This window comes from Trinickia sp., assembly GCF_051961175.1.
Taxonomy (GTDB): domain Bacteria; phylum Pseudomonadota; class Gammaproteobacteria; order Burkholderiales; family Burkholderiaceae; genus Trinickia.
The window spans coordinates 1-18,439 of the sequence record NZ_JBQCDN010000110.1; the positions used below are offsets into that span (position 1 = coordinate 1).

The 18,439-nt window shown below is 64.7% G+C and carries 19 protein-coding genes; 16 read left to right on the plus strand and 3 right to left on the minus strand.

Going from position 1 to position 18,439, the window contains the following annotated elements:
- Positions 1–327 precede the first annotated feature (327 nt).
- The 3 genes from ACTHL0_RS05625 (at position 328) to ACTHL0_RS05635 (ending at position 2,520) form a co-directional block, all read left to right on the plus strand.
- Positions 328–681, plus strand: coding sequence for a YciI family protein (locus tag ACTHL0_RS05625; protein ID WP_440565603.1), 354 nt, complete (start codon positions 328–330; stop codon positions 679–681).
- 135 nt (positions 682–816) lie between these two features.
- Positions 817–1,230 carry a YciI family protein gene (locus ACTHL0_RS05630; RefSeq protein ID WP_440565604.1) on the plus strand — a complete coding sequence of 138 codons (414 nt, stop codon included), beginning with the start codon at positions 817–819 and terminating at the stop codon, positions 1,228–1,230.
- Positions 1,231–1,236: 6 nt separating this feature from the next.
- Positions 1,237–2,520, plus strand: coding sequence for an RNA polymerase sigma factor (locus ACTHL0_RS05635; protein ID WP_440565605.1), 1,284 nt, complete (start codon positions 1,237–1,239; stop codon positions 2,518–2,520).
- Between the two features lie 56 nt (positions 2,521–2,576).
- On the opposite strand, the gene ACTHL0_RS05640 is transcribed toward ACTHL0_RS05635, so the two are convergent.
- On the minus strand, positions 2,577–3,653 hold the full coding sequence (locus ACTHL0_RS05640) for an MBL fold metallo-hydrolase (RefSeq protein ID WP_440565606.1): 1,077 nt from the start codon (positions 3,651–3,653) through the stop codon (positions 2,577–2,579).
- Positions 3,654–3,757: 104 nt separating this feature from the next.
- On the opposite strand from ACTHL0_RS05640, the gene ACTHL0_RS05645 reads away from it, so the two are divergent.
- The 7 genes from ACTHL0_RS05645 to ACTHL0_RS05675 all read left to right on the plus strand — a co-directional run bounded on the left by ACTHL0_RS05645 (position 3,758) and on the right by ACTHL0_RS05675 (position 10,596).
- Positions 3,758–4,255 carry a MerR family transcriptional regulator gene (locus ACTHL0_RS05645; protein WP_440565607.1) on the plus strand — a complete coding sequence of 166 codons (498 nt, stop codon included), beginning with the start codon at positions 3,758–3,760 and terminating at the stop codon, positions 4,253–4,255.
- The gene (aceK, locus tag ACTHL0_RS05650) at positions 4,252–6,105 is read left to right on the plus strand and encodes a bifunctional isocitrate dehydrogenase kinase/phosphatase (protein WP_440565608.1); all 1,854 of its coding nucleotides are present in this window, start codon (positions 4,252–4,254) and stop codon (positions 6,103–6,105) included. Before ACTHL0_RS05645 ends, aceK begins: the two co-directional genes overlap by 4 nt.
- Before the next feature lie 76 nt (positions 6,106–6,181).
- Positions 6,182–6,943: a carbonate dehydratase gene (gene can, locus ACTHL0_RS05655; RefSeq protein ID WP_440565610.1), complete on the plus strand. Its 762-nt coding sequence runs from the start codon at positions 6,182–6,184 to the stop codon at positions 6,941–6,943.
- Between the two features lie 4 nt (positions 6,944–6,947).
- Positions 6,948–8,141, plus strand: coding sequence for an acetyl-CoA C-acetyltransferase (locus ACTHL0_RS05660; protein WP_440565665.1), 1,194 nt, complete (start codon positions 6,948–6,950; stop codon positions 8,139–8,141).
- Between the two features lie 78 nt (positions 8,142–8,219).
- Positions 8,220–8,897: an SDR family oxidoreductase gene (locus ACTHL0_RS05665; protein ID WP_440565612.1), complete on the plus strand. Its 678-nt coding sequence runs from the start codon at positions 8,220–8,222 to the stop codon at positions 8,895–8,897.
- A 110-nt stretch (positions 8,898–9,007) separates the two neighbouring features.
- On the plus strand, positions 9,008–10,141 hold the full coding sequence (locus ACTHL0_RS05670) for an acyl-CoA dehydrogenase family protein (protein ID WP_440565614.1): 1,134 nt from the start codon (positions 9,008–9,010) through the stop codon (positions 10,139–10,141).
- On the plus strand, positions 10,138–10,596 hold the full coding sequence (locus ACTHL0_RS05675; protein ID WP_440565616.1) for a YchJ family protein: 459 nt from the start codon (positions 10,138–10,140) through the stop codon (positions 10,594–10,596). Before ACTHL0_RS05670 ends, ACTHL0_RS05675 begins: the two co-directional genes overlap by 4 nt.
- A gap of 244 nt (positions 10,597–10,840) precedes the next feature.
- Here the strand turns inward: ACTHL0_RS05675 and ACTHL0_RS05680 are convergent, their stop codons facing one another.
- A complete protein-coding gene (locus ACTHL0_RS05680; protein ID WP_440565618.1) occupies positions 10,841–11,035 on the minus strand; it encodes a hypothetical protein in 195 nt (64 codons plus the stop codon).
- Here ACTHL0_RS05680 and ACTHL0_RS05685 point away from each other — a divergent pair.
- Positions 11,034–12,254 (plus strand): dienelactone hydrolase family protein, encoded by a 1,221-nt coding sequence (locus tag ACTHL0_RS05685; RefSeq protein WP_440565620.1) that lies wholly within the window; start codon positions 11,034–11,036, stop codon positions 12,252–12,254. The genes ACTHL0_RS05680 and ACTHL0_RS05685 overlap by 2 nt on opposite strands.
- A 116-nt stretch (positions 12,255–12,370) precedes the next feature.
- Here the strand turns inward: ACTHL0_RS05685 and ACTHL0_RS05690 are convergent, their stop codons facing one another.
- A complete protein-coding gene (locus ACTHL0_RS05690; RefSeq protein WP_440565621.1) occupies positions 12,371–12,496 on the minus strand; it encodes a hypothetical protein in 126 nt (41 codons plus the stop codon).
- Positions 12,497–12,915: 419 nt separating this feature from the next.
- On the opposite strand from ACTHL0_RS05690, the gene bioA reads away from it, so the two are divergent.
- From bioA to ACTHL0_RS05715, 5 genes are all read left to right on the plus strand, one after another.
- Positions 12,916–14,223 (plus strand): adenosylmethionine--8-amino-7-oxononanoate transaminase, encoded by a 1,308-nt coding sequence (gene bioA, locus ACTHL0_RS05695; protein WP_440565667.1) that lies wholly within the window; start codon positions 12,916–12,918, stop codon positions 14,221–14,223.
- On the plus strand, positions 14,223–15,404 hold the full coding sequence (bioF, locus tag ACTHL0_RS05700; protein WP_440565669.1) for an 8-amino-7-oxononanoate synthase: 1,182 nt from the start codon (positions 14,223–14,225) through the stop codon (positions 15,402–15,404). Before bioA ends, bioF begins: the two co-directional genes overlap by 1 nt.
- The gene (bioD, locus tag ACTHL0_RS05705) at positions 15,401–16,126 is read left to right on the plus strand and encodes a dethiobiotin synthase (RefSeq protein WP_440565623.1); all 726 of its coding nucleotides are present in this window, start codon (positions 15,401–15,403) and stop codon (positions 16,124–16,126) included. Before bioF ends, bioD begins: the two co-directional genes overlap by 4 nt.
- Positions 16,127–16,189: 63 nt before the next feature.
- On the plus strand, positions 16,190–17,254 hold the full coding sequence (bioB, locus tag ACTHL0_RS05710; protein ID WP_440565625.1) for a biotin synthase BioB: 1,065 nt from the start codon (positions 16,190–16,192) through the stop codon (positions 17,252–17,254).
- Positions 17,255–17,373: 119 nt separating this feature from the next.
- Complete coding sequence (locus tag ACTHL0_RS05715; protein ID WP_440565627.1) at positions 17,374–18,336, plus strand: 2-hydroxyacid dehydrogenase; 963 nt, start codon at positions 17,374–17,376, stop codon at positions 18,334–18,336.
- Positions 18,337–18,439: the final 103 nt, after the last annotated feature.

The following is an 18,439-nucleotide window of genomic DNA, read 5'->3' on the forward strand; positions in this document are numbered from 1 at the left end:
AGCCGGAGGAGCCGGAGGAGCCGGAGGAGCCTGAGGGGCCTGAGGGGCCTGAGGGGCCTGAGGGGCCTGAGGGGCCTGAGGAGCCTGAGGAGCCTGAGGAGCCTGAGGAGCCGGAGGAGCCTGAGGAGCCTGAGGAGCCTGAGGAGCCTGAGAGGCCTGAGAGGCCTAAGAGGCCTGAGAGGCCTGAGAGGCCTGAGAGGCCTGAGGGGCACGACCGCCCGACCGCCGCGGCGGCATGCTCGCCTCGTGGCAGCGCCGGCGCGCCTGCTCTATCCTTCTTGGCGAACGGCGCACCGGCTCAGGTGCGCCCCTCCTCGGGAGTCCGCCATGTCTTACCTACTGTTGATCGTCGAACCCGTCGGCCAACGCGCCGAGCGCACGCCAGACGAAGCCCGCGCCGCCTACGATTCGATGCTCCGCTTCGGCGCGGATCTGAAAGAACGCGGCCTGCTCGTCGCCGCGCAATCGTTGGCGTCGACCGACGAAGCGGTGCGCGTCGAGCTTCGCGGCGGCGAGCGCCGCTTGATCGACGGCCCATTCGTCGAAGCCAAGGAGATGGTGGGCGGTTTCTATCTGCTCAACTGCGACCGCGAGGAGGACGCCCTCGCCATCGCGGCCGAGTGCCCAGCCGCCCAATGGTGCACGGTCGAAGTCAGACGCCTGGCACCCTGCTACGAATAAGGGACAGACCTTTCCCAAGATTGTCATCGATATTTCGCAGAAATGAGCGGTGTCGATGTCGAACGGGCAGCGTTTCGTTCGTCGCAAAGACAGGAGACCGATCCATGGTCGCCGTCACTTTCGAGGAGCGATACGATGCGTTTCATGATCATGGTCCGGGCCAGCGCTCGCAGTGAATCGGGCGCGATGCCGGAGGAATGCTGGATAGCGGCGATGGTGGCCTATCACGAAGAACTGACGCGCGCCGGGGTATTGCTCGACGCGAACGGTCTCAAGCCGAGTTCGGAAGGCTGGCGCGTGCGTTATTCGAGCGGCGCCCGCACGGTCATCGACGGGCCGTTTGCTGAAACGAAGGAGCTCATCGCCGGCTATACGCTCATTCAAGTGCGTTCGCGCGAAGAAGCACTCGAATGGGTGCGGCGCTTCCCCTCGCCGTTCGGTGACGCCGGCGACGGTGAAATCGAGGTCCGCGAGCTGCTCGAGTTGGAAGACTTCGAACCCAGTGAGCGCATTGAACGTTTCCGTGCACTCGAGTCGAGCCGGCGCTGACCGACCATGATCCCGGCTAATCCCACCCATCGCGCAATCGAAGCTGTCTGGCGCATCGAAGCGGCGCGCGTCGTCGCGCACGCCGCGCGACTCGTGCGGGACATCGGCGTCGCCGAGGAACTGGCGCAGGATGCGCTCGTCGCCGCGCTCGAACATTGGCCGCGCGATGGGGTACCCGATAATCCCGGCGCATGGCTGATGGCGACCGTCAAACATCGCGCACTCGACAAGCTGCGCCAGGACGCTCTGCATGCCAAGAAGCACGAGGCGATCGGGCGCGACCTCGATGCGCTGGAAGCTCATGTCGTACCCGATTTCGTCGATGCGATCGATGCCGCGCGCGCCGATGATATCGGCGATGACTTGCTGCGCCTCATTTTCACGGCCTGCCATCCGGTGCTATCGACGGACGCACGCGTCGCCTTGACGCTACGGTTGTTGGGCGGGCTCGCCACGCACGAGATCGCACGCGCCTTCCTCGCGCCAGAAGCGACGATCGCGCAGCGCATCGTGCGCGCCAAACGCACGCTGCGTGAAGCGCATGTGCCGTTCGAAGTGCCGCGCGCCGAGATGCGCGCCGCGCGCATGGCATCCGTGCTCGAAGTCGTCTATCTGATTTTCAACGAAGGATATGCAGCCACGGCAGGCGAAGACTGGATGCGGCCGGCGCTCTGCGACGAAGCCCTGCGGCTGGGCCGCATTCTCGCTGAACTCGTGCGCGACGAAAGCGAAGTGCACGGTCTCGTCGCCTTGATGGAGCTGCAGGCGTCACGACTCCATGCGCGCATCGATGCAAGCGGCCGGCCCGTGCTGCTCGCCGATCAGGACCGTTCGCGCTGGGATCCGCTGTTGATTCGGCGGGGGCTCGCCGCGCTCGCGCGGGCCGAAGCGCCCGGCGGCGCACTGGGCCCGTACGCGCTGCAAGCGGAACTTGCCGCTTGTCATACGCGCGCGCGCCGCGCCGAAGACACCGATTGGGCACGAATCGTCGCGCTTTACGACGCGCTCGCTCAAATCAATCCGTCGCCTGTCGTGGAACTGAACCGCGCGGTCGCGGTCGGCATGGCCTATGGTCCTGAAGCCGGTTTTGCAATCGTCGAGGCACTGGCGGCCGATCCGATGCTCGCGCGTTATCACTGGCTGCCGAGTGTGCGCGGCGACTTATTGGCCAAGCTTGGGCGGCATGACGAAGCGCGCACCGAATTCGAACGCGCGGCCGCGATGACGCAAAACGCGCGAGAGCGCGAACTATTGCTCGTCCGCGCGCAGGCGATGCGCGGCGCGCGATAGCGCAGGAGCAGACGAGCGGCAGTCATCGCCCCGGGATGCTCGATGCGGCGGCGCCCCTATGCCGCCGATGCAAACCGGATCACGCCGTCCTCACCTTCGCGGCGCTCGAGTTCGCCTGCGAGCCACAGCAAGTGCAGATGGGCGAGCGCTTCGCCCATTGCGAACGTCGTCTGGTGGATATCGAGCTCGCGCTTGAACATCAACGGCACAATCTCGGCCGCGCTCATCGGCCGCCGCGCACATGCCTCGCGTACCTCGGCCAGCCGCGCGTCGTGATGGGCACGCAATTGCGCGATACGCGTGCGCACGCCGCGAAACGGCTTGCCGTGCGAGGGCAGCACGAGCGTATCGGCCGGCATTCCCTGGTAACGCCCCAGCGATTCCAGATAGAGCGCAAGCGGATTGCTTTCCGGCTCGATATCGAAGACGGAGACGTTCGTCGAAATGCGCGGCAACACCATATCGCCCGAAATCAGCACACCCGTGGCCTCGCAATGGAGCGCGGCATGTTCGGGCGAGTGCCCGTACCCTGTGACCACTCGCCAGGCATTCCCGCCGATGCGAATCAGATCGCCCTCCCGTATGCGCCGATACTGCCCCGGCATCGACGGCACGAGCTTCGAGTAATAATCGCGGCGGTTGCGCAGTTTTTCGAGCGCGATCGGATCCGAGAGCCCGTGTCTGGCGAAGTGACGCGCCGCCCCTTCGCCGCCCGCGTTCGACCCATCTCCTGCAGCCATCACACGCCCGAGCATGTATTCGCCAAGGGTGATCCACAGGCGCACGTTCCAGCGCTCGCGCTCGCCGCCCTTGCAGATCCAGTCGGCCAACCCGAGGTGATCGGGGTGGCAATGGGTGACGATCGTGCGCAAGATGGGCAAGCCGCCCAGCTCGTGCGCGAAAATGTGCTCCCAGTTCGCCTTGATGGTGTCATCGGCAATGCCGCAATCGACGACTGTCCACCCGGCGTGCCCGTCGATTTCGTCACGCAGCAGCCACAAGTTGATGTGATCGAGCGCGAACGGCAACGGCATGCGCACCCAATGAACCCCAGGGGCCACCTCGACCAACCGCCCCGGCTCGGGCAAGGTATCGGTGAACGGATAATCGAGTTGGTGTTCCAACGCATTCATCAGGAGTTTCCCGTTCGAGGGCAACGCAGCCACTCGGCTAGTTGCACTTTGTTGAAGTTGACGATAACGTAAACGTCTGTCGATTCTACCCCGACGCGCCCCTTATGACCCAGCACTTCACGATTACCGAACTCGCACGCGAATTCGATGTTACGCCCCGCGCCATCCGCTTCTATGAAGACCAGGGCCTGCTCGCGCCGCGCCGGGAGGGCTCCAGCGGTTTGCGGCGCGTGTACTCGCCGCGCGATCGCACGCGCCTGAAGCTGACGCTGCGCGGCAAACGGCTGGGCTTCACGCTGTCGGAGATTCGCGATCTGCTCGACCTGTACGAATCGCCGACCGACACCGTCCCGCAGTTGCACGCGTTCCTGGCGACGATCGCCGACCATCGCCAAGTGCTCGAACGCCAGCTGGAAGACCTGACGACGACGCTCGAGGATCTCGCGCAATATGAATCGCAGTGTCGCGCGATGCTGGCCGACAACGGCATCGATTGCTCGCGGGATGCCGGCGCAAACGGCAGCGCGAATGGGAGCGCAAACGGCAGCGCGAATGGAGTCGCGAACGGCGGCGCGGGCGTTGAGCAATCGGAAGACGAATGAAGCACTTTCCCAAACTGCTGTCGTCGCAGATCGGCTTCGACGTCGCGCAGACGATGCTCGAGGGCTTCGATCGTCACTACGGCAATTTCCGCTCGGCGGCCGTCCATGCGAAAACGCTGTTCGAAGCCGCTGACTGGCTCGCGCTGCAAAAGCTCGCACGTGACCGGATCGCTTCGTACGACGATCGGGTGGACGAATGCGTGCGCCTGCTCGAAGACGAATACGATGCCGAGAACATCGACGACGAAGTATGGCAGCAGATCAAGCTGCACTACATCGGCTTGTTGACGCACCACTTGCAGCCGGAATGCGCCGAAACGTTTTTCAATTCGGTCTGCTGCAAGATTCTGCACCGGTCGTACTTCAACAACGATTTCATCTTCGTGCGGCCCGTCATTTCAACCGAGTATCTGGAAAACGAGGAGCCCGCCGCGAAGCCGACCTACCGGGCCTACTATCCGGGCAAGGATGGCCTGGCCGCCACGCTCGAACGCATCGTCACGAATTTCCAGCTCGAGCCGCCGTTCGAGGATCTGTCGCGCGATGTCGCCTGCATCATCGATGCGATCCACGAAACGTTCGGCGTGTTTTCGGAAGCGTTCAACTTCCAGGTGCATGTGCTGTCGTCGCTGTTCTTCCGCAACAAGGCCGCGTACATCATCGGGCGCATCATCAACGGCGAAGTGCTGGTGCCGTTCGCCGTGCCGATCCGTCACGTGAAGCCCGGGCTGCTCGCGCTCGACACCGTGTTGCTCAAGCGCGAACTGCTGCTGATCATCTTCAGCTTTTCGCACTCGTATTTTCTCGTCGATATGGACGTGCCCTCCGCTTACGTCGACTTCCTCGGCACGATCATGCCGGGCAAGCCGAAGGCGGAAATCTACACGTCGGTCGGCTTGCAGAAGCAAGGCAAGAACAACTTCTATCGCGATCTGCTTAAGCACCTCTCGCATTCGAGCGATCACTTCATCATCGCGCCCGGTATCAAGGGGCTCGTGATGGTCGTGTTCACGCTGCCTTCGTTCCCGTACGTCTTCAAGATCATCAAGGACGCCTTCCCGGCCCCGAAGGACACGACGCGCCAGAAGATCCAGGACAAGTACCTGCTCGTGAAACGGCACGACCGGCTCGGGCGCATGGCGGATACGCTCGAATACTCGAGCGTGGCGCTGCCGCGCTCGCGCCTGGACGAAGAACTCCTCCGGGAGCTCGAGAAGGAAGCGCCTTCGATGATCGAGTACGAGGGCGACTGCCTCGTCATCAAGCACGTGTACATCGAGCGCCGCATGGTGCCGCTCAATCTGTTCCTGCAAAACGGCACCGAAGCCGATATCGAGCATGCGATCAAGGAATACGGCGATGCCGTGAAGGAGCTCATGCAGGCGAACATCTTCCCCGGCGACATGCTCTACAAGAATTTCGGCGTCACGCGTCACGGCCGCGTCGTGTTCTACGATTACGACGAGATCGAATATCTGACGGACTGCAACGTGCGGCACGTGCCGCAAGCGCAGACGGAGGAAGATGAACTCTCGGCCGAACCGTGGTACGGCGTCGCGCCGAACGATATCTTCCCCGAAACCTATTCGACGTTCCTGCTCGGCGATCCGACGGTGCGCCAGTACTTCATGCGCCATCATGCCGACTTCTTCGATCCGAAGCTCTGGCAACGGCACAAGGAGTTGCTGCTCAAGGGCGACTTGCCCGACTTTTTTCCGTACGACTCGGGCTTGCGCTTCTGCAATCGCTTTCCTGCCCGGTTCGCCGATCAACCTGCCGCCGAAGCGGCGCAAGACACCGCATCACCGCATCCGGACGGCGGCGGCTCAGGTACCGCCCGCGCGGCATGAGTGCCGGGCGCCCCGCACACAGTCCAAACGCGCTTCATAGCCTGTCAGGGCTCAACCACTACGACGACGACTCACTATGAACGAACCCAACCATCCACTCGCCCAGCTCTTCGCCAACAACGAAGCGTGGGTGGAACGCAAGCTCGCCCAGGATCCGCAGTACTTCGCACGCCTCGCCGATCAGCAGGCGCCCGAGTACCTCTGGATCGGCTGTTCCGATTCGCGCGTGCCTGCCAACCAGATCATCGGCCTGCCGCCGGGCGAGGTATTCGTCCACCGCAACATCGCGAACGTCGTCGTGCACACGGATCTGAACTGCCTGTCCGTCATCCAGTTCGCCGTCGATCTGCTCAAGGTCAAGCACATCATGGTCGTGGGCCACTACGGCTGTTCGGGGGTCGGCGCCGCGTTGCACGATCGCCGCATCGGGCTGGCCGACAACTGGCTCCACCACATTCAGGACGTACGCGCCAAGCATGCCGCGCTGCTCGAACAGTGGCCGATGGTGGCGCGCCACCGCCGTCTCGTCGAGCTCAATACGATCGAGCAAGTCGTCAACGTCTGCCGCACGACGATCGTGAACGATGCGTGGGCGCGCAGCCAGCCGCTCACGGTGCACGGGCTCGCCTACGGTGTGCACGACGGGCGCGTGCGCAACCTCGGCATGACGATTTCGAGCCCCGACGCGCTCGATGCAACCTATCAACGCTGTGTCGCCGCCCTTTCCGCCGAACAGGCGGGATCGGCGCAAAACGACGTGGTCGCCGCCGATCTAGCCTCGCTTGCGAACGTCGAGCAGGTGGCCAAGGGTGTGATCAAGGAGCTCAAACATGACTGACGCAATGCGCAACACGAAGGATCCGATCGTGATCGTCTCGGCAGCTCGCACGCCGATGGCGGGTTTTCAGGGCGAGTTCGCCTCGCTCACATCGCCGCAACTCGGCTCGGTGGCCATCGCGGCCGCACTCGAGCGCTCGGGCCTCCAACCCGGGCAGATCGAGGAAGTGCTGATGGGCTGCGTGCTGCCGGCCGGCCTCGGCCAGGCGCCGGCGCGGCAAGCGGCGCTGGGCGCGGGCCTGCCGCTCGCGACGGGCTGCACGACCGTCAACAAGATGTGCGGCTCGGGCATGCGCGCGGCGATGTTCGCCCATGACATGCTTGCGGCGGGCTCCGTCGACGTCATGATCGCCGGCGGCATGGAGAGCATGACGAACGCGCCGTATCTGCTGCCCAAGGCGCGCAGCGGCATGCGCATGGGACACGGCCAGGTGCTCGACCACATGTTCCTCGACGGCCTGGAAGATGCCTATGAAAAGGGCCGCCTGATGGGCACGTTCGCGGAAGAATGCGCGAGCGCCTACGGCTTCACGCGCGAGGCGCAGGATGCGTTTGCGATCGAATCGCTCGTGCGTGCGAAGCGCGCGAACGAAGACGGCTCGTTCACGTGGGAAATCGCCCCCGTCAAGGTGGCGGGCCGCAAGGGCGACGAAGTGACGATCTTGCGCGACGAGCAGCCGTTCAAGGCGAACATCGACAAAATCGCCACGCTCAAGCCGGCCTTCAGCAAGACGGGCACCGTCACGGCCGCGAACGCGTCGTCGATCTCCGATGGGGCCGCGGCGCTCGTCATGATGCGCGCATCGACCGCCGAACGGCTCGGTCTCACGCCGCTCGCGCGCGTCGTCGGACATTCCACGTTCGCGCAGGAGCCGTCGAAATTCACGACGGCGCCCGTCGGCGCGATCCGCAAGCTGCTCGAGAAAAACGACTGGCAGGCGAACGATGTCGATCTGTACGAAGTGAACGAAGCGTTCGCCGTCGTGGCGATGGCCGCGATGACGGACCACAAGCTGCCGCATGAGAAGGTCAACGTGAATGGCGGCGCCTGCGCGCTCGGCCATCCGATCGGCGCTTCGGGCGCACGGATCCTCGTCACGTTGATCGGGGCGCTGCGCAAGCGCGGTGGCCGGCGCGGCGTGGCGAGCCTGTGCATCGGCGGCGGCGAAGCGACGGCGATGGGCATCGAAATCGTCTGATCGATGGAGGATGGCCGCCGCGCGGATCGGCGCGGCGGCCGCCCATCAAACGCAGTCCATCGCGACAGGAGAGCATCGATGAAGACCGTCTTGATTGTCGGCGCATCGCGCGGCCTCGGCCAGGAATTCGTCCGCCAATACGACGCCGCAGGCTGGCGTGTGATCGCCACGGTGCGGGACGAGCGGGCACTGGCCCAACTCGAGGCTCGCAACGTATCGGCGATTTCGCTCGACGTGACCGAACCCGGCGACATCGCCGCGCTCGCCGCGAAACTCGCCGGTGAACGGCTTGATGCCGCGCTGATCGTGGCCGGCGTTTATGGACCGGCCACGGAGGGTGTCGACCCGTTCAGCGCCGAAGACTTCGATTACGTCATGACGACGAACGTACGCGGGCCGATGATGCTGATGCCGGTTTTACTGCCACTCGTCGAAGCCGCCCATGGCGTGCTCGGCGTGGTATCGAGCCGCATGGGCAGCATCTCCGAGGCGACGGGCACCACGGGTTGGCTCTATCGCGCGAGCAAGGCTGCCTTGAACTGCGCGTTGCGCATCGCGGCGTTGCAGACGCGGCGCGCCACCTGCGTCGCGCTGCATCCGGGATGGGTGCGCACCGACATGGGCGGCTCGCAGGCCGCGATCGACGCCCCGCGCAGCGTCACGGGCATGCGTTCGGTGCTCGCAGCGGCTGCAGCCGATCGCGAAAGCTATCACGGCCGATTCGTGCAATACGACGGCACGTCGATCGATTGGTGATCCTGCGGATTTCGCCGGAACAACAAGCAGGCGGTTGCCCACAGCCGCGATAGCAAGCAGTCCTAATCGAATACCGAATACCGAAAATTGAATTGACGGAGACGCCGCCCATGGTGCTCGACCAAGATCACTCGATGATACGCGACGCCGTGCGCACGTTCGTGCGCGAGGCTATTGCACCGCATGCGGCCACCTGGGACCGCGAGCGTACCTTTCCACGCGAGGTGCACCGGCAACTGGCCGAACTCGGCGCCTATGGCGTGCTGGTACCGGCCGAGTACGGCGGTGCGGGGCTCGATGCGCTCGCGCTCGCCGTCATGCTCGAAGAGATTGCGGCAGGCGACGGCGGCACGTCCACGGCCATCTCCGTCAACAACTGCCCCGTCTGCAGCATCCTGCTTGCCTACGGCAACGAAGAGCAAAAGCGCGAATGGCTGACGCCGCTCGCGCGCGGCGATATGCTTGGCGCGTTTTGCCTGACGGAGCCGCAAGCGGGATCGGACGCCTCGGCGCTGCGCACCGTCGCCGTTCGCGATGGCGACAGTTACGTCATCGACGGCGTCAAACAATTCATCACGAGCGGCAAGCACGGCGATGTCGCGATTGTCATGGCCGTGACCGACAAAACCGCCGGCAAGCGCGGCATCAGCGCGTTCATCGTGCCGACGAATACGCCCGGCTACCTCGTCGCGCGGCTCGAAGACAAGCTCGGCCAGCATTCGTCAGACACCGCGCAGATCGTCTTCGAAGGCTGCCGCGTACCGAAGGCCAATCGGATCGGCGAGGAAGGCGAAGGCTACCGGATCGCCCTGTCCGGGCTCGAGGGCGGACGGATCGGCATCGCCGCGCAAAGCGTCGGGATGGCGCGGGCGGCGTTCGAAGCAGCGCTCGCCTACGCGCGCGAGCGCGAGAGCTTCGGCCAGCCGATTTACGCCCATCAGGCCGTCCAATTCCGTTTCGCGGAGATGGCGACGCAGCTCGAAGCCGCGCGCCAGCTCGTCTGGCACGCCGCTTCGCTCAAAGACGCGGGCCTGCCGTGCCTGACCGAGGCGGCGATGGCCAAACTGTTCGCCTCAGAGGCGGCCGAGCGCATTTGCTCGAGCGCGATCCAGACGTTCGGCGGCTACGGGTACGTGAGCGACTTCCCGGTCGAGCGGATCTATCGCGACGTGCGCGTCTGCCAAATCTACGAGGGCACGAGCGATATTCAAAAGATCCTGATCGCGCGAGGGCTCGCCGCGTGACGGCCGCCTCCGTTTCCCGATACAAGGCCGCACCGCTCGAATGCCCTTGCGGGGGCACGGCCCCGGGACGGGCGCCCGGCGTGCGACCGCCCAGGTTCGACGCCTGCTGCGGGCCGTACCTCGCCGGCAGCGCCATCGCACCGACCGCGCTCGAACTGATGCGTTCGCGATACAGCGCGTATGTGCTCGGCGCCACAGATTATCTGCGCGCAACATGGGACCCTGCCACCTGTCCCGCCGATCTCGACGTCGACACGGATACGCCCGACGCACCACGCTGGCTCGGCTTGCAAGTGAAGCGATTCGAGCCGCTGGATGCTCGGCATGCGATCGTCGAATTCGTCGCCCGCTACAAACAAGGCGGCCGCGGACATCGGCTGCATGAGGTCAGCCGTTTCGTACGAGGAGAAGACGAACGCTGGCGCTACGTGGACGGCGACGTCAGCGAGCGCTAACTCGCATCGATTTTAGGCGATCTTTGCTTCGGCAAAGATTGCCACCCTCCCCCGCCCTGGCCGCCTCGCGCCCCGGGTTCTCCTGCATTGGCGGAACATTTCAGCGACGCTACGATGGTTCCGCACTATCGCCGTACCCCTTCCCCGCTGTTTCACCCTATTGGCCGCCGCCATTTCGTCGCTGCCGAAGGGGCGAATTGCGGCCGGAGCCGGGCTCTTTTCGGGCAACGGCACCGGGGGCGGCTCACAGATACTGAGCAGGTCGGGCGCTTACGCCACGCACCGCCAGCAGTAGGGGCACTTTTTTTGTAATCAGGGCAGACACGCGCATGGGTTTGAAGAACGTATTCGTCGGATGTTTGTGCGCGTGCGCATGCGTGAGCGCTTTTGCCGGCGCGACCACGGCCGCGCCGAGCGACGCGAACACGCTGCGCGCCATGACGCTCGCCTCGAACGATACGAGGCCGCTCGGCCGCGCGGGCGTCGCGCCACTGGAATTCGGCAACGACGCTTACGTCCGCCCCCCGCTCGCGGGCGACATGAACGAACAGATCGTGCGCATCCCTGTCGACGCGGCGGGAACGATCACGCTCGAGGCGACCATCTATAAACCCGACGGGCAGGGGCCGTTTCCGCTCGTCGTTTTCAATCACGGGAAGATCGAGGGCGATCCGCGTGCACAGCCGCGCAGCCGCCCGCTCTCATTCGCACGCGAGTTCGTGCGACGGGGCTATGTCGTCGTCGCGCCGAATCGCGAAGGTTTTGCCGATTCGGGCGGTGCCTATCGTCAGGAAGGCTGCGACGTCCAGAAGAACGGCATGGCGCAAGCCGACGACGTCAAGGCGACGATCGCGTTCATGACGAATCGATCGTACGTCGACGCATCGCACATCGTCGTGGCCGGCACCTCGCATGGCGGCCTGACGACGATCGCTTACGGCATGGGTGCCGCACCGGGCGTACGCGGCCTCATCAATTTCTCGGGCGGCCTGCGACAGGACGCCTGCACGGGCTGGCAAGACAATCTCACGCATGCGTTCGAGCAATACGGCGAGACGGTGCATGTGCCTTCCCTGTGGATCTACGGCGACAACGATTCAGTCTGGAGCCATAACTTGGCGCAGCGGATGTACGCGGGCTATGTCGAGCACGGCGCCCCCGCCCGCATGGTGGACTTCGGCGATTATAAGAACGATGCGCATCGGCTCGTGGTCGATCGCGACGGCGTGCGTATCTGGTGGCCTTCTGTCGAGGCATTCCTCGAACGAATCGGCATGCCTACCCGCGTGCAGTACGAAGTTCAGGATCAGGCGGCTCCGCAGCCGTCCGGCTTTGCCGCGATCGATGCGGTGAAGGCGGTGCCCTACCTCGATGCCGCCGGCCGCGCCGCTTACCGCGCGTTCCTGAATCAATACCCGACGCGCGCGTTTGCCGTGTCGTCGTCGGGGGCGTGGTCGTGGGCCGAAGGCGGCGACAACCCGATGTCGGTCGCACTGGCTAATTGCCGCAAAGAAAACGGCAACTCGCCTTGCCGGCTCTATGCCGTCGACAATCAAGTCGTCTGGAACGACACATCTTCCGCTGCGAATGCCTCGCAAACGGCTTCGTCGTCGAATTCCACCAACGGCAACGAGTCCGCGCTGGCCAGTCGCGATTGATGTGACCTAGCGGAACATCGTTCGCACCACCCTGCACGCTGGCCCGGTTTTCGTCCGAACTCGTCATCCTCGGCGCGCTCGCCAGCCTTGTCGGCCCTTTTACTTCATTCCAACGGCTATTGCTCGGCTTGTCCGCGCTCGTCGCGCTCGTCCCCCTCGTCCCCCTCGTCCCGCTCGTCCCGCTCGTCGCGCTCGTCTGCGCTCGTCTGCGCTCGTCTGCGCTCGTCCACGTTCGTTTTCACGTTCGTTCACGCGTCTTCGCCTTCGCATCACGCGTTCGGAAAATCGGTTCCACAGACGCGACGACAAATTTTTTTCGCAGGTAGGGCTCACTCTGCCGTCGCTATCTGAGTCGATTTCGGTCGATCTCGGCAAAAGCGTCGCCAGCTGCCTCGAACCGCCTCGAACGGGCCCTTTGGCAGCCTTGAGCAGGCAGGTGCAATCGTGCGCCGAACGCGTTAATCTCACGCCGTTTTTGTTCGCGCGGCACCGGTCGGTGATTCAAATCGCCAGACCTGTCACGCATTTTTCGCATGAATCCAGCGCGACGCGCGGCTCTCATGCCACGGAGCGGTGATTGAACAGACAAGTAGCCGACGATCGTCGAACGCAAACGCCAGCCGGCGGATATGGCGCCGATCACGATTGGGTTGCCCGCAGCCTGAAGGCCGTATGGCATCCGTGTACGCAGATGAAGCATCACGAGCGTCTGCCGCTCATCCCCGTCGCGCGCGGTAAAGGCGCGTGGCTCTACGATCGCGCGGGCCATCGCTACCTCGACGCCATCAGCTCGTGGTGGGTCAACCTGTTCGGTCACGCGAACGACGACATCAACGCAGCGTTGAAGACCCAGCTCGATACGCTGGAGCATGCGATGCTCGCGGGCTGCACGCACGAAACCGCGGTTGAGCTCGCCGAGCGGCTTTCCGCGCTCACGGACGGCACGCTCGGCCACGCGTTCTTTGCATCGGACGGAGCCTGTGCCGTCGAAATCGCATTGAAGATGAGCTTCCACTACTGGCGCAATCGCGGGCAAGCGGACAAATGTGAGTTCGTCTGTGTAGCGAACGGCTATCACGGCGAAACGATCGGCGCGCTCGGCGTGACTGATGTCGCCTTGTTCAAGGATGCCTACGATCCACTGATCCGCTCGGCGCATATCGTCGCGTCGCCCGACGCACGCCGCGCCGAGCCCGGCGAAAGCGCACGCGACGTTGCCGAGCGCGCACTGGACGACGTGCGTGCGCTGCTGGCCGCACACGGCTCGCGTATCGCCGCGCTGATCGTCGAACCGCTCGTGCAGTGCGCAGCCGGCATGGCGATGCACGACAGCGCCTACGTGGCCGGGTTGCGCACGCTATGCGACGAACACGACGTGCATCTGATCGCCGACGAAATCGCCGTGGGCTGCGGCCGCACCGGTACCTTCTTCGCCTGCGAACAGGCGGGTATCTGGCCGGATTTCCTGTGCCTGTCGAAAGGCATCAGCGGCGGCTACCTGCCGCTTTCGCTCGTCCTCTCGCGCGACGAAATCTACGCGGCGTTCTACGACGACGACACCACGCGCGGCTTCCTGCATTCGCATTCGTACACGGGCAACCCACTTGCTTGCCGGGCTGCGCTGGCGACACTCGATCTGTTCAAGCGCAACGACGTACTCGCGCAAAACGAAACGAAGGCAGCGATGTTGATGGATGCGCTTTCGCCGCTTCGCTCGCATGCAGCCGTCCGTCATTTCCGCCGGACCGGCACGATCATCGCGTTCGACGTCGCGCTGCAAGGGGATGCCGCGCGCACCTTCTCGCGCCGCTTCTTCGAACAAGCGCTATCACGCGAATTGCTGCTGCGCCCGATCGGCACCACCGTCTACCTGATGCCGCCGTATATTTTGGACTCCGAAACGATTGCCCTGCTCGCCTCACGCACGTGCGAAACGTTCGATGCCACGATGTCGGCAGGAGCGCAATGATGCACCCGCTCGATACCTTGCGCGAAGGGCTGGCCGACCTCGAAGCGCGCGCGCTGCTACGCCGGCACCGCGTGGCCGATACGCCGTGCGCCGCACATATGACGGTGGACGGCCGCGCGACTGTCGGCTTCGCCAGCAACGATTATCTCGGTCTCGCCGCCCATCCGCTGCTGGCCGATGCGGTGGCCGAAGGCGCGCGCCGCTTCGGCTCCGGCAGCGGCGGCTCGCATTTGCTCGGCGGCCATTCGCGCGCGCACGCGGTGCTGGCCGATGAACTGGCCGCGTTCGCCGGCGGCTTCGTCGACGCACCGCGCGCGCTGACGTTCTCGACGGGTTACATGTCGAACGTCGCCGCCGTGACGGCCCTTGCGGGACGCGGGACGACGTTGTTCTCCGACGCACTCAACCATGCGTCGCTCATCGACGGTGCCCGGCTCTCGCGTGCCGACGTGCAGGTCTATCCGCACGCCGATACCGCGGCGCTTGAGGCGATGCTCGAAGCGTGCGATACGCCGGCGAAAGCGATCGTGACCGATGCCGTGTTCAGCATGGACGGCAGCATCGCGCCGCTTGCGCGGCTCCTCGAATTGGCGGAGCGACATGGCGCGTGGCTGCTCGTCGACGATGCGCATGGCTTCGGCGTGCTGGGCCCGCAAGGGCGCGGCGCCGTGGCACAGGCCGCATTGCGTTCGCCGAACCTCGTCTACCTGTGCACGTTCGGCAAGGCCGTGGGCGTGGCGGGGGCCGCGGCGATCGCGCACGAGACCGTCATCGAATGGCTGCTGCAGCGCGCGCGGCCGTACATCTTCACCACGGCTGCCTCGCCAGCCGAGGCGCATGCGGTGTCGGCCAGCCTCGCGCTGATCGCGGGCGCGGAAGGCGACGCGCGTCGCGCGCATCTGGCCGCACTGATCGAGCGCACACGCACGATCTTGCGGGCAACGCCCTGGCGCCCCATCGATTCGCCAACGGCGGTGCAGCCGCTCATCATCGGCGGTAACGAGGACACGCTGGCGCTCACTGCCCGCCTGGATGCCCAAGGATTGTGGGTACCTGCGATCCGTCCGCCGACGGTACCCGCGGGCACATCGCGTTTGCGCATTTCACTGTCGGCGGGGCACAGCTTCGACGATCTCGATCGACTGCAAGCCGCCCTCGTTCACTCGGGAGACTGCGCGTGAGTTCGGCGCTTTCGCTATTTGTTACCGGCACTGACACCGAGATCGGCAAAACGCTGGTCTCGTGCGCACTGCTGCGGGGATTCGCTGAAGCCGGCCTGTCCGCTGCCGCGATGAAGCCGATTGCCGCGGGCGCGTATTTCAACGTGGAAGACGGCCTGTGGCACAACGAAGACGCCGATCAGCTCGACGCGGCCGCCGGTGCGCTGCTGCCGCCCGAGATGAGAACGCCTTACCTGCTTAAAGCGCCGGCTGCGCCGCACATCGTCGCTGCGCAGGAAGGCCGCACGCTGAAACTCGCACCGATCGTCGACTGTCATCGCGAAGCGATGCGACGGGCCGACGTGGTTGTCGTCGAAGGGGTTGGCGGCTTTCGCGTGCCGCTCGACGATCAGCGCGACACGGCCGACCTCGCGCTCGCGCTGGGTTTGCCTGTCGTCATCGTCGTCGGCGTGCGACTCGGCTGCATCAACCACGCCTTGCTCACCGCCGATGCGATTGCCGCGCGGGGCCTGCATCTCGCGGGGTGGGTGGCGAACATCGTCGATCCGGCCATGCGCTTTGCCGACGAAAACATCGAAACGATCCGCGCGTGGCTGCAACGCGAACACGGCGTGCCGCTGATCGGCACGGTGCCGCATCTCGCGCCGCCATCGGCGGAACGTGCAGCCACGCACCTCGACATGCCCTTACTCCTGCGCGCGCTGCGAGCGCATGCAGGGTGACCGCACGCAACCGCACGCCTATCGTGCCTTTCGACTTATTCGATTTCCAACCGGATCAACGCTATGACTGAAGCCCAACACGCTACGCAGACTGCCTCGCTCAACCCTGACAAGGCCCACGGCGACGACGCCAGGGCCGGCACGGCACCGCGTTGGCGCGTGGTCGACGTCGTCGCGCTCTACGAGCTGCCGTTCAACGATTTGCTGTACCGCGCGCAGCAGGCGCATCGCGAACATTTCGACGCGAACGAAATTCAACTCTCGACGCTGCTTTCGATCAAGACGGGTGGTTGCGAAGAAGACTGCAAGTACTGCTCGCAATCGTCGCACTACGAGACGGGCCTGAAGGCCGAGAAGCTGATGGATGTGGACGCGGTGCTCGATGCGGCGCGCCTCGCGAAGCAGAACGGCGCGACGCGCTTTTGCATGGGGGCGGCCTGGCGCAGCCCCAAGGAGCGTCATATTGAGCCGATCAGCGAAATGATTCGCGGCGTGAAGGCCATGGGTCTTGAAACGTGCATGACGCTGGGCATGCTTGAAGACGATCAAGCGAAGGCCTTGCGTGAGGCGGGGCTCGATTACTACAACCACAACCTGGATACGTCACCCGAGTTCTACGGACAGATCATTTCCACACGCAGCTACCAGGAACGGCTCGATACGCTGGAGCGCGTCCGCGATGCGGGGATCAACGTCTGCTGCGGCGGCATTATCGGCATGGGCGAATCGCGCCGCGAACGCGCGGGGCTGATTGCTCAGCTTGCCAACATGGATCCCTATCCGGAATCGGTGCCGATCAACAATCTCGTGGCGATTGAGGGGACGCCGCTTGGCCATGTCGATCCGATCGATCCATTTGAATTCGTGCGGACGATTGCGGTGGCGCGCATCACGATGCCGCGCGCGGTGGTGCGGCTCTCGGCTGGACGCCAACAGATGGACGACGCGCTGCAGGCGCTGTGCTTCCTGGCGGGTGCGAATTCGATGTTCTATGGTGATCAATTGCTGACGACGGGCAATCCGCAGGCGGATGCGGATCGTAAGCTGCTCGATCGCCTCGGGATGCGTGCCGGGAGCCCGGCACCGGCTGAATCCGGCGAGTCGTGCTCGGGTGGCTGCGGCCACTGACGGGCGGGCCGCTGAGGGAAGAGGCGCCCAAATCGAGCTGCGAGACTCCCTGGACAGGCCGTAAAATAACGGCCGTCCTCAGCCTATCAGGTCGGCCCTTCAGGGCGATCCGCCACTGCATGAAAATCCTGTTCTACAAACCGGAGAGCGACGACGCACGCGCCTGGGTTGCGTTGCTCGCACGCGCGCTGCCTTCGGCCGACGTACGGTTATGGACGCCGGGCGATACGGCCCCTGCCGATTACGCGGTCCTGTGGCGGCCACCGCCCGAACTGTTCGTCGGACGCGAGCACCTGCGTGCCATCTTCCTGATCGGAGCCGGTGTCGACGCGCTGCTCGCGCTCGAACGGCGCGCGCCCGGTACGTTGCCTACCGGCGTGCCGATCGTGCGGCTCGAGGATACGGGCATGGCCGAGCAAATGATCGAATACGCCATGCACGCCGCACTGCGCTACCTGCGCCGCTTCGACGAATACGAACTGGCTCAGCGGGCAAGCACCGGTGCGGGTGCCGCGCCATGGCAGGCACTCGTGCCGCATGAGCGCGAATCGTTTCATGTCGGCGTACTCGGTCTGGGCGTGCTCGGTGCGCGGGTGGCCCGCGCGCTCGCGTCGTTGGGCCTGCCGGTCCGCGGCTACAGCCGCAGCGTCAAGACGATCGAAGGCGTCACCACGTTCGCCGGCCGCGATGCGCAGCCCGCCTTCCTGAGCGGCCTGAAGCTGCTCGTCAATCTGCTGCCGAGCACACCCGATACGGACGGCATCCTGAACCGCCAGACGTTCTCGCATCTGTCTCCCGGCGCCTATCTGGTCAACCTCGCCCGCGGCGCGCATCTCGTCGAACCCGATCTCATCGACGCGTTAAGCAACGGACGGCTCGCCGCCGCCACGCTCGACGTCTTCGCGCAGGAACCGCTTCCAGCCGAGCATCCGTTCTGGCGCATGCCGCGCGTGACGATCACGCCGCATATCTCCGCGCTGACCTTGCCTGAACCTGCGGTGCAGCAAATTGCGCGTAAGATTGAAGCGCTTACGCGCGGTGAAGAGATCGGCGGCATCGTCGATCTGCACCGCGGGTACTGAATTCTCATACTGAACGTTCGGAGCACGATACGCGGCGATGTGCTCGCTTGCGCACCGCGTCATTTCGGCCTAATTGCTTAGCATTCCAAACGAATACTATCGA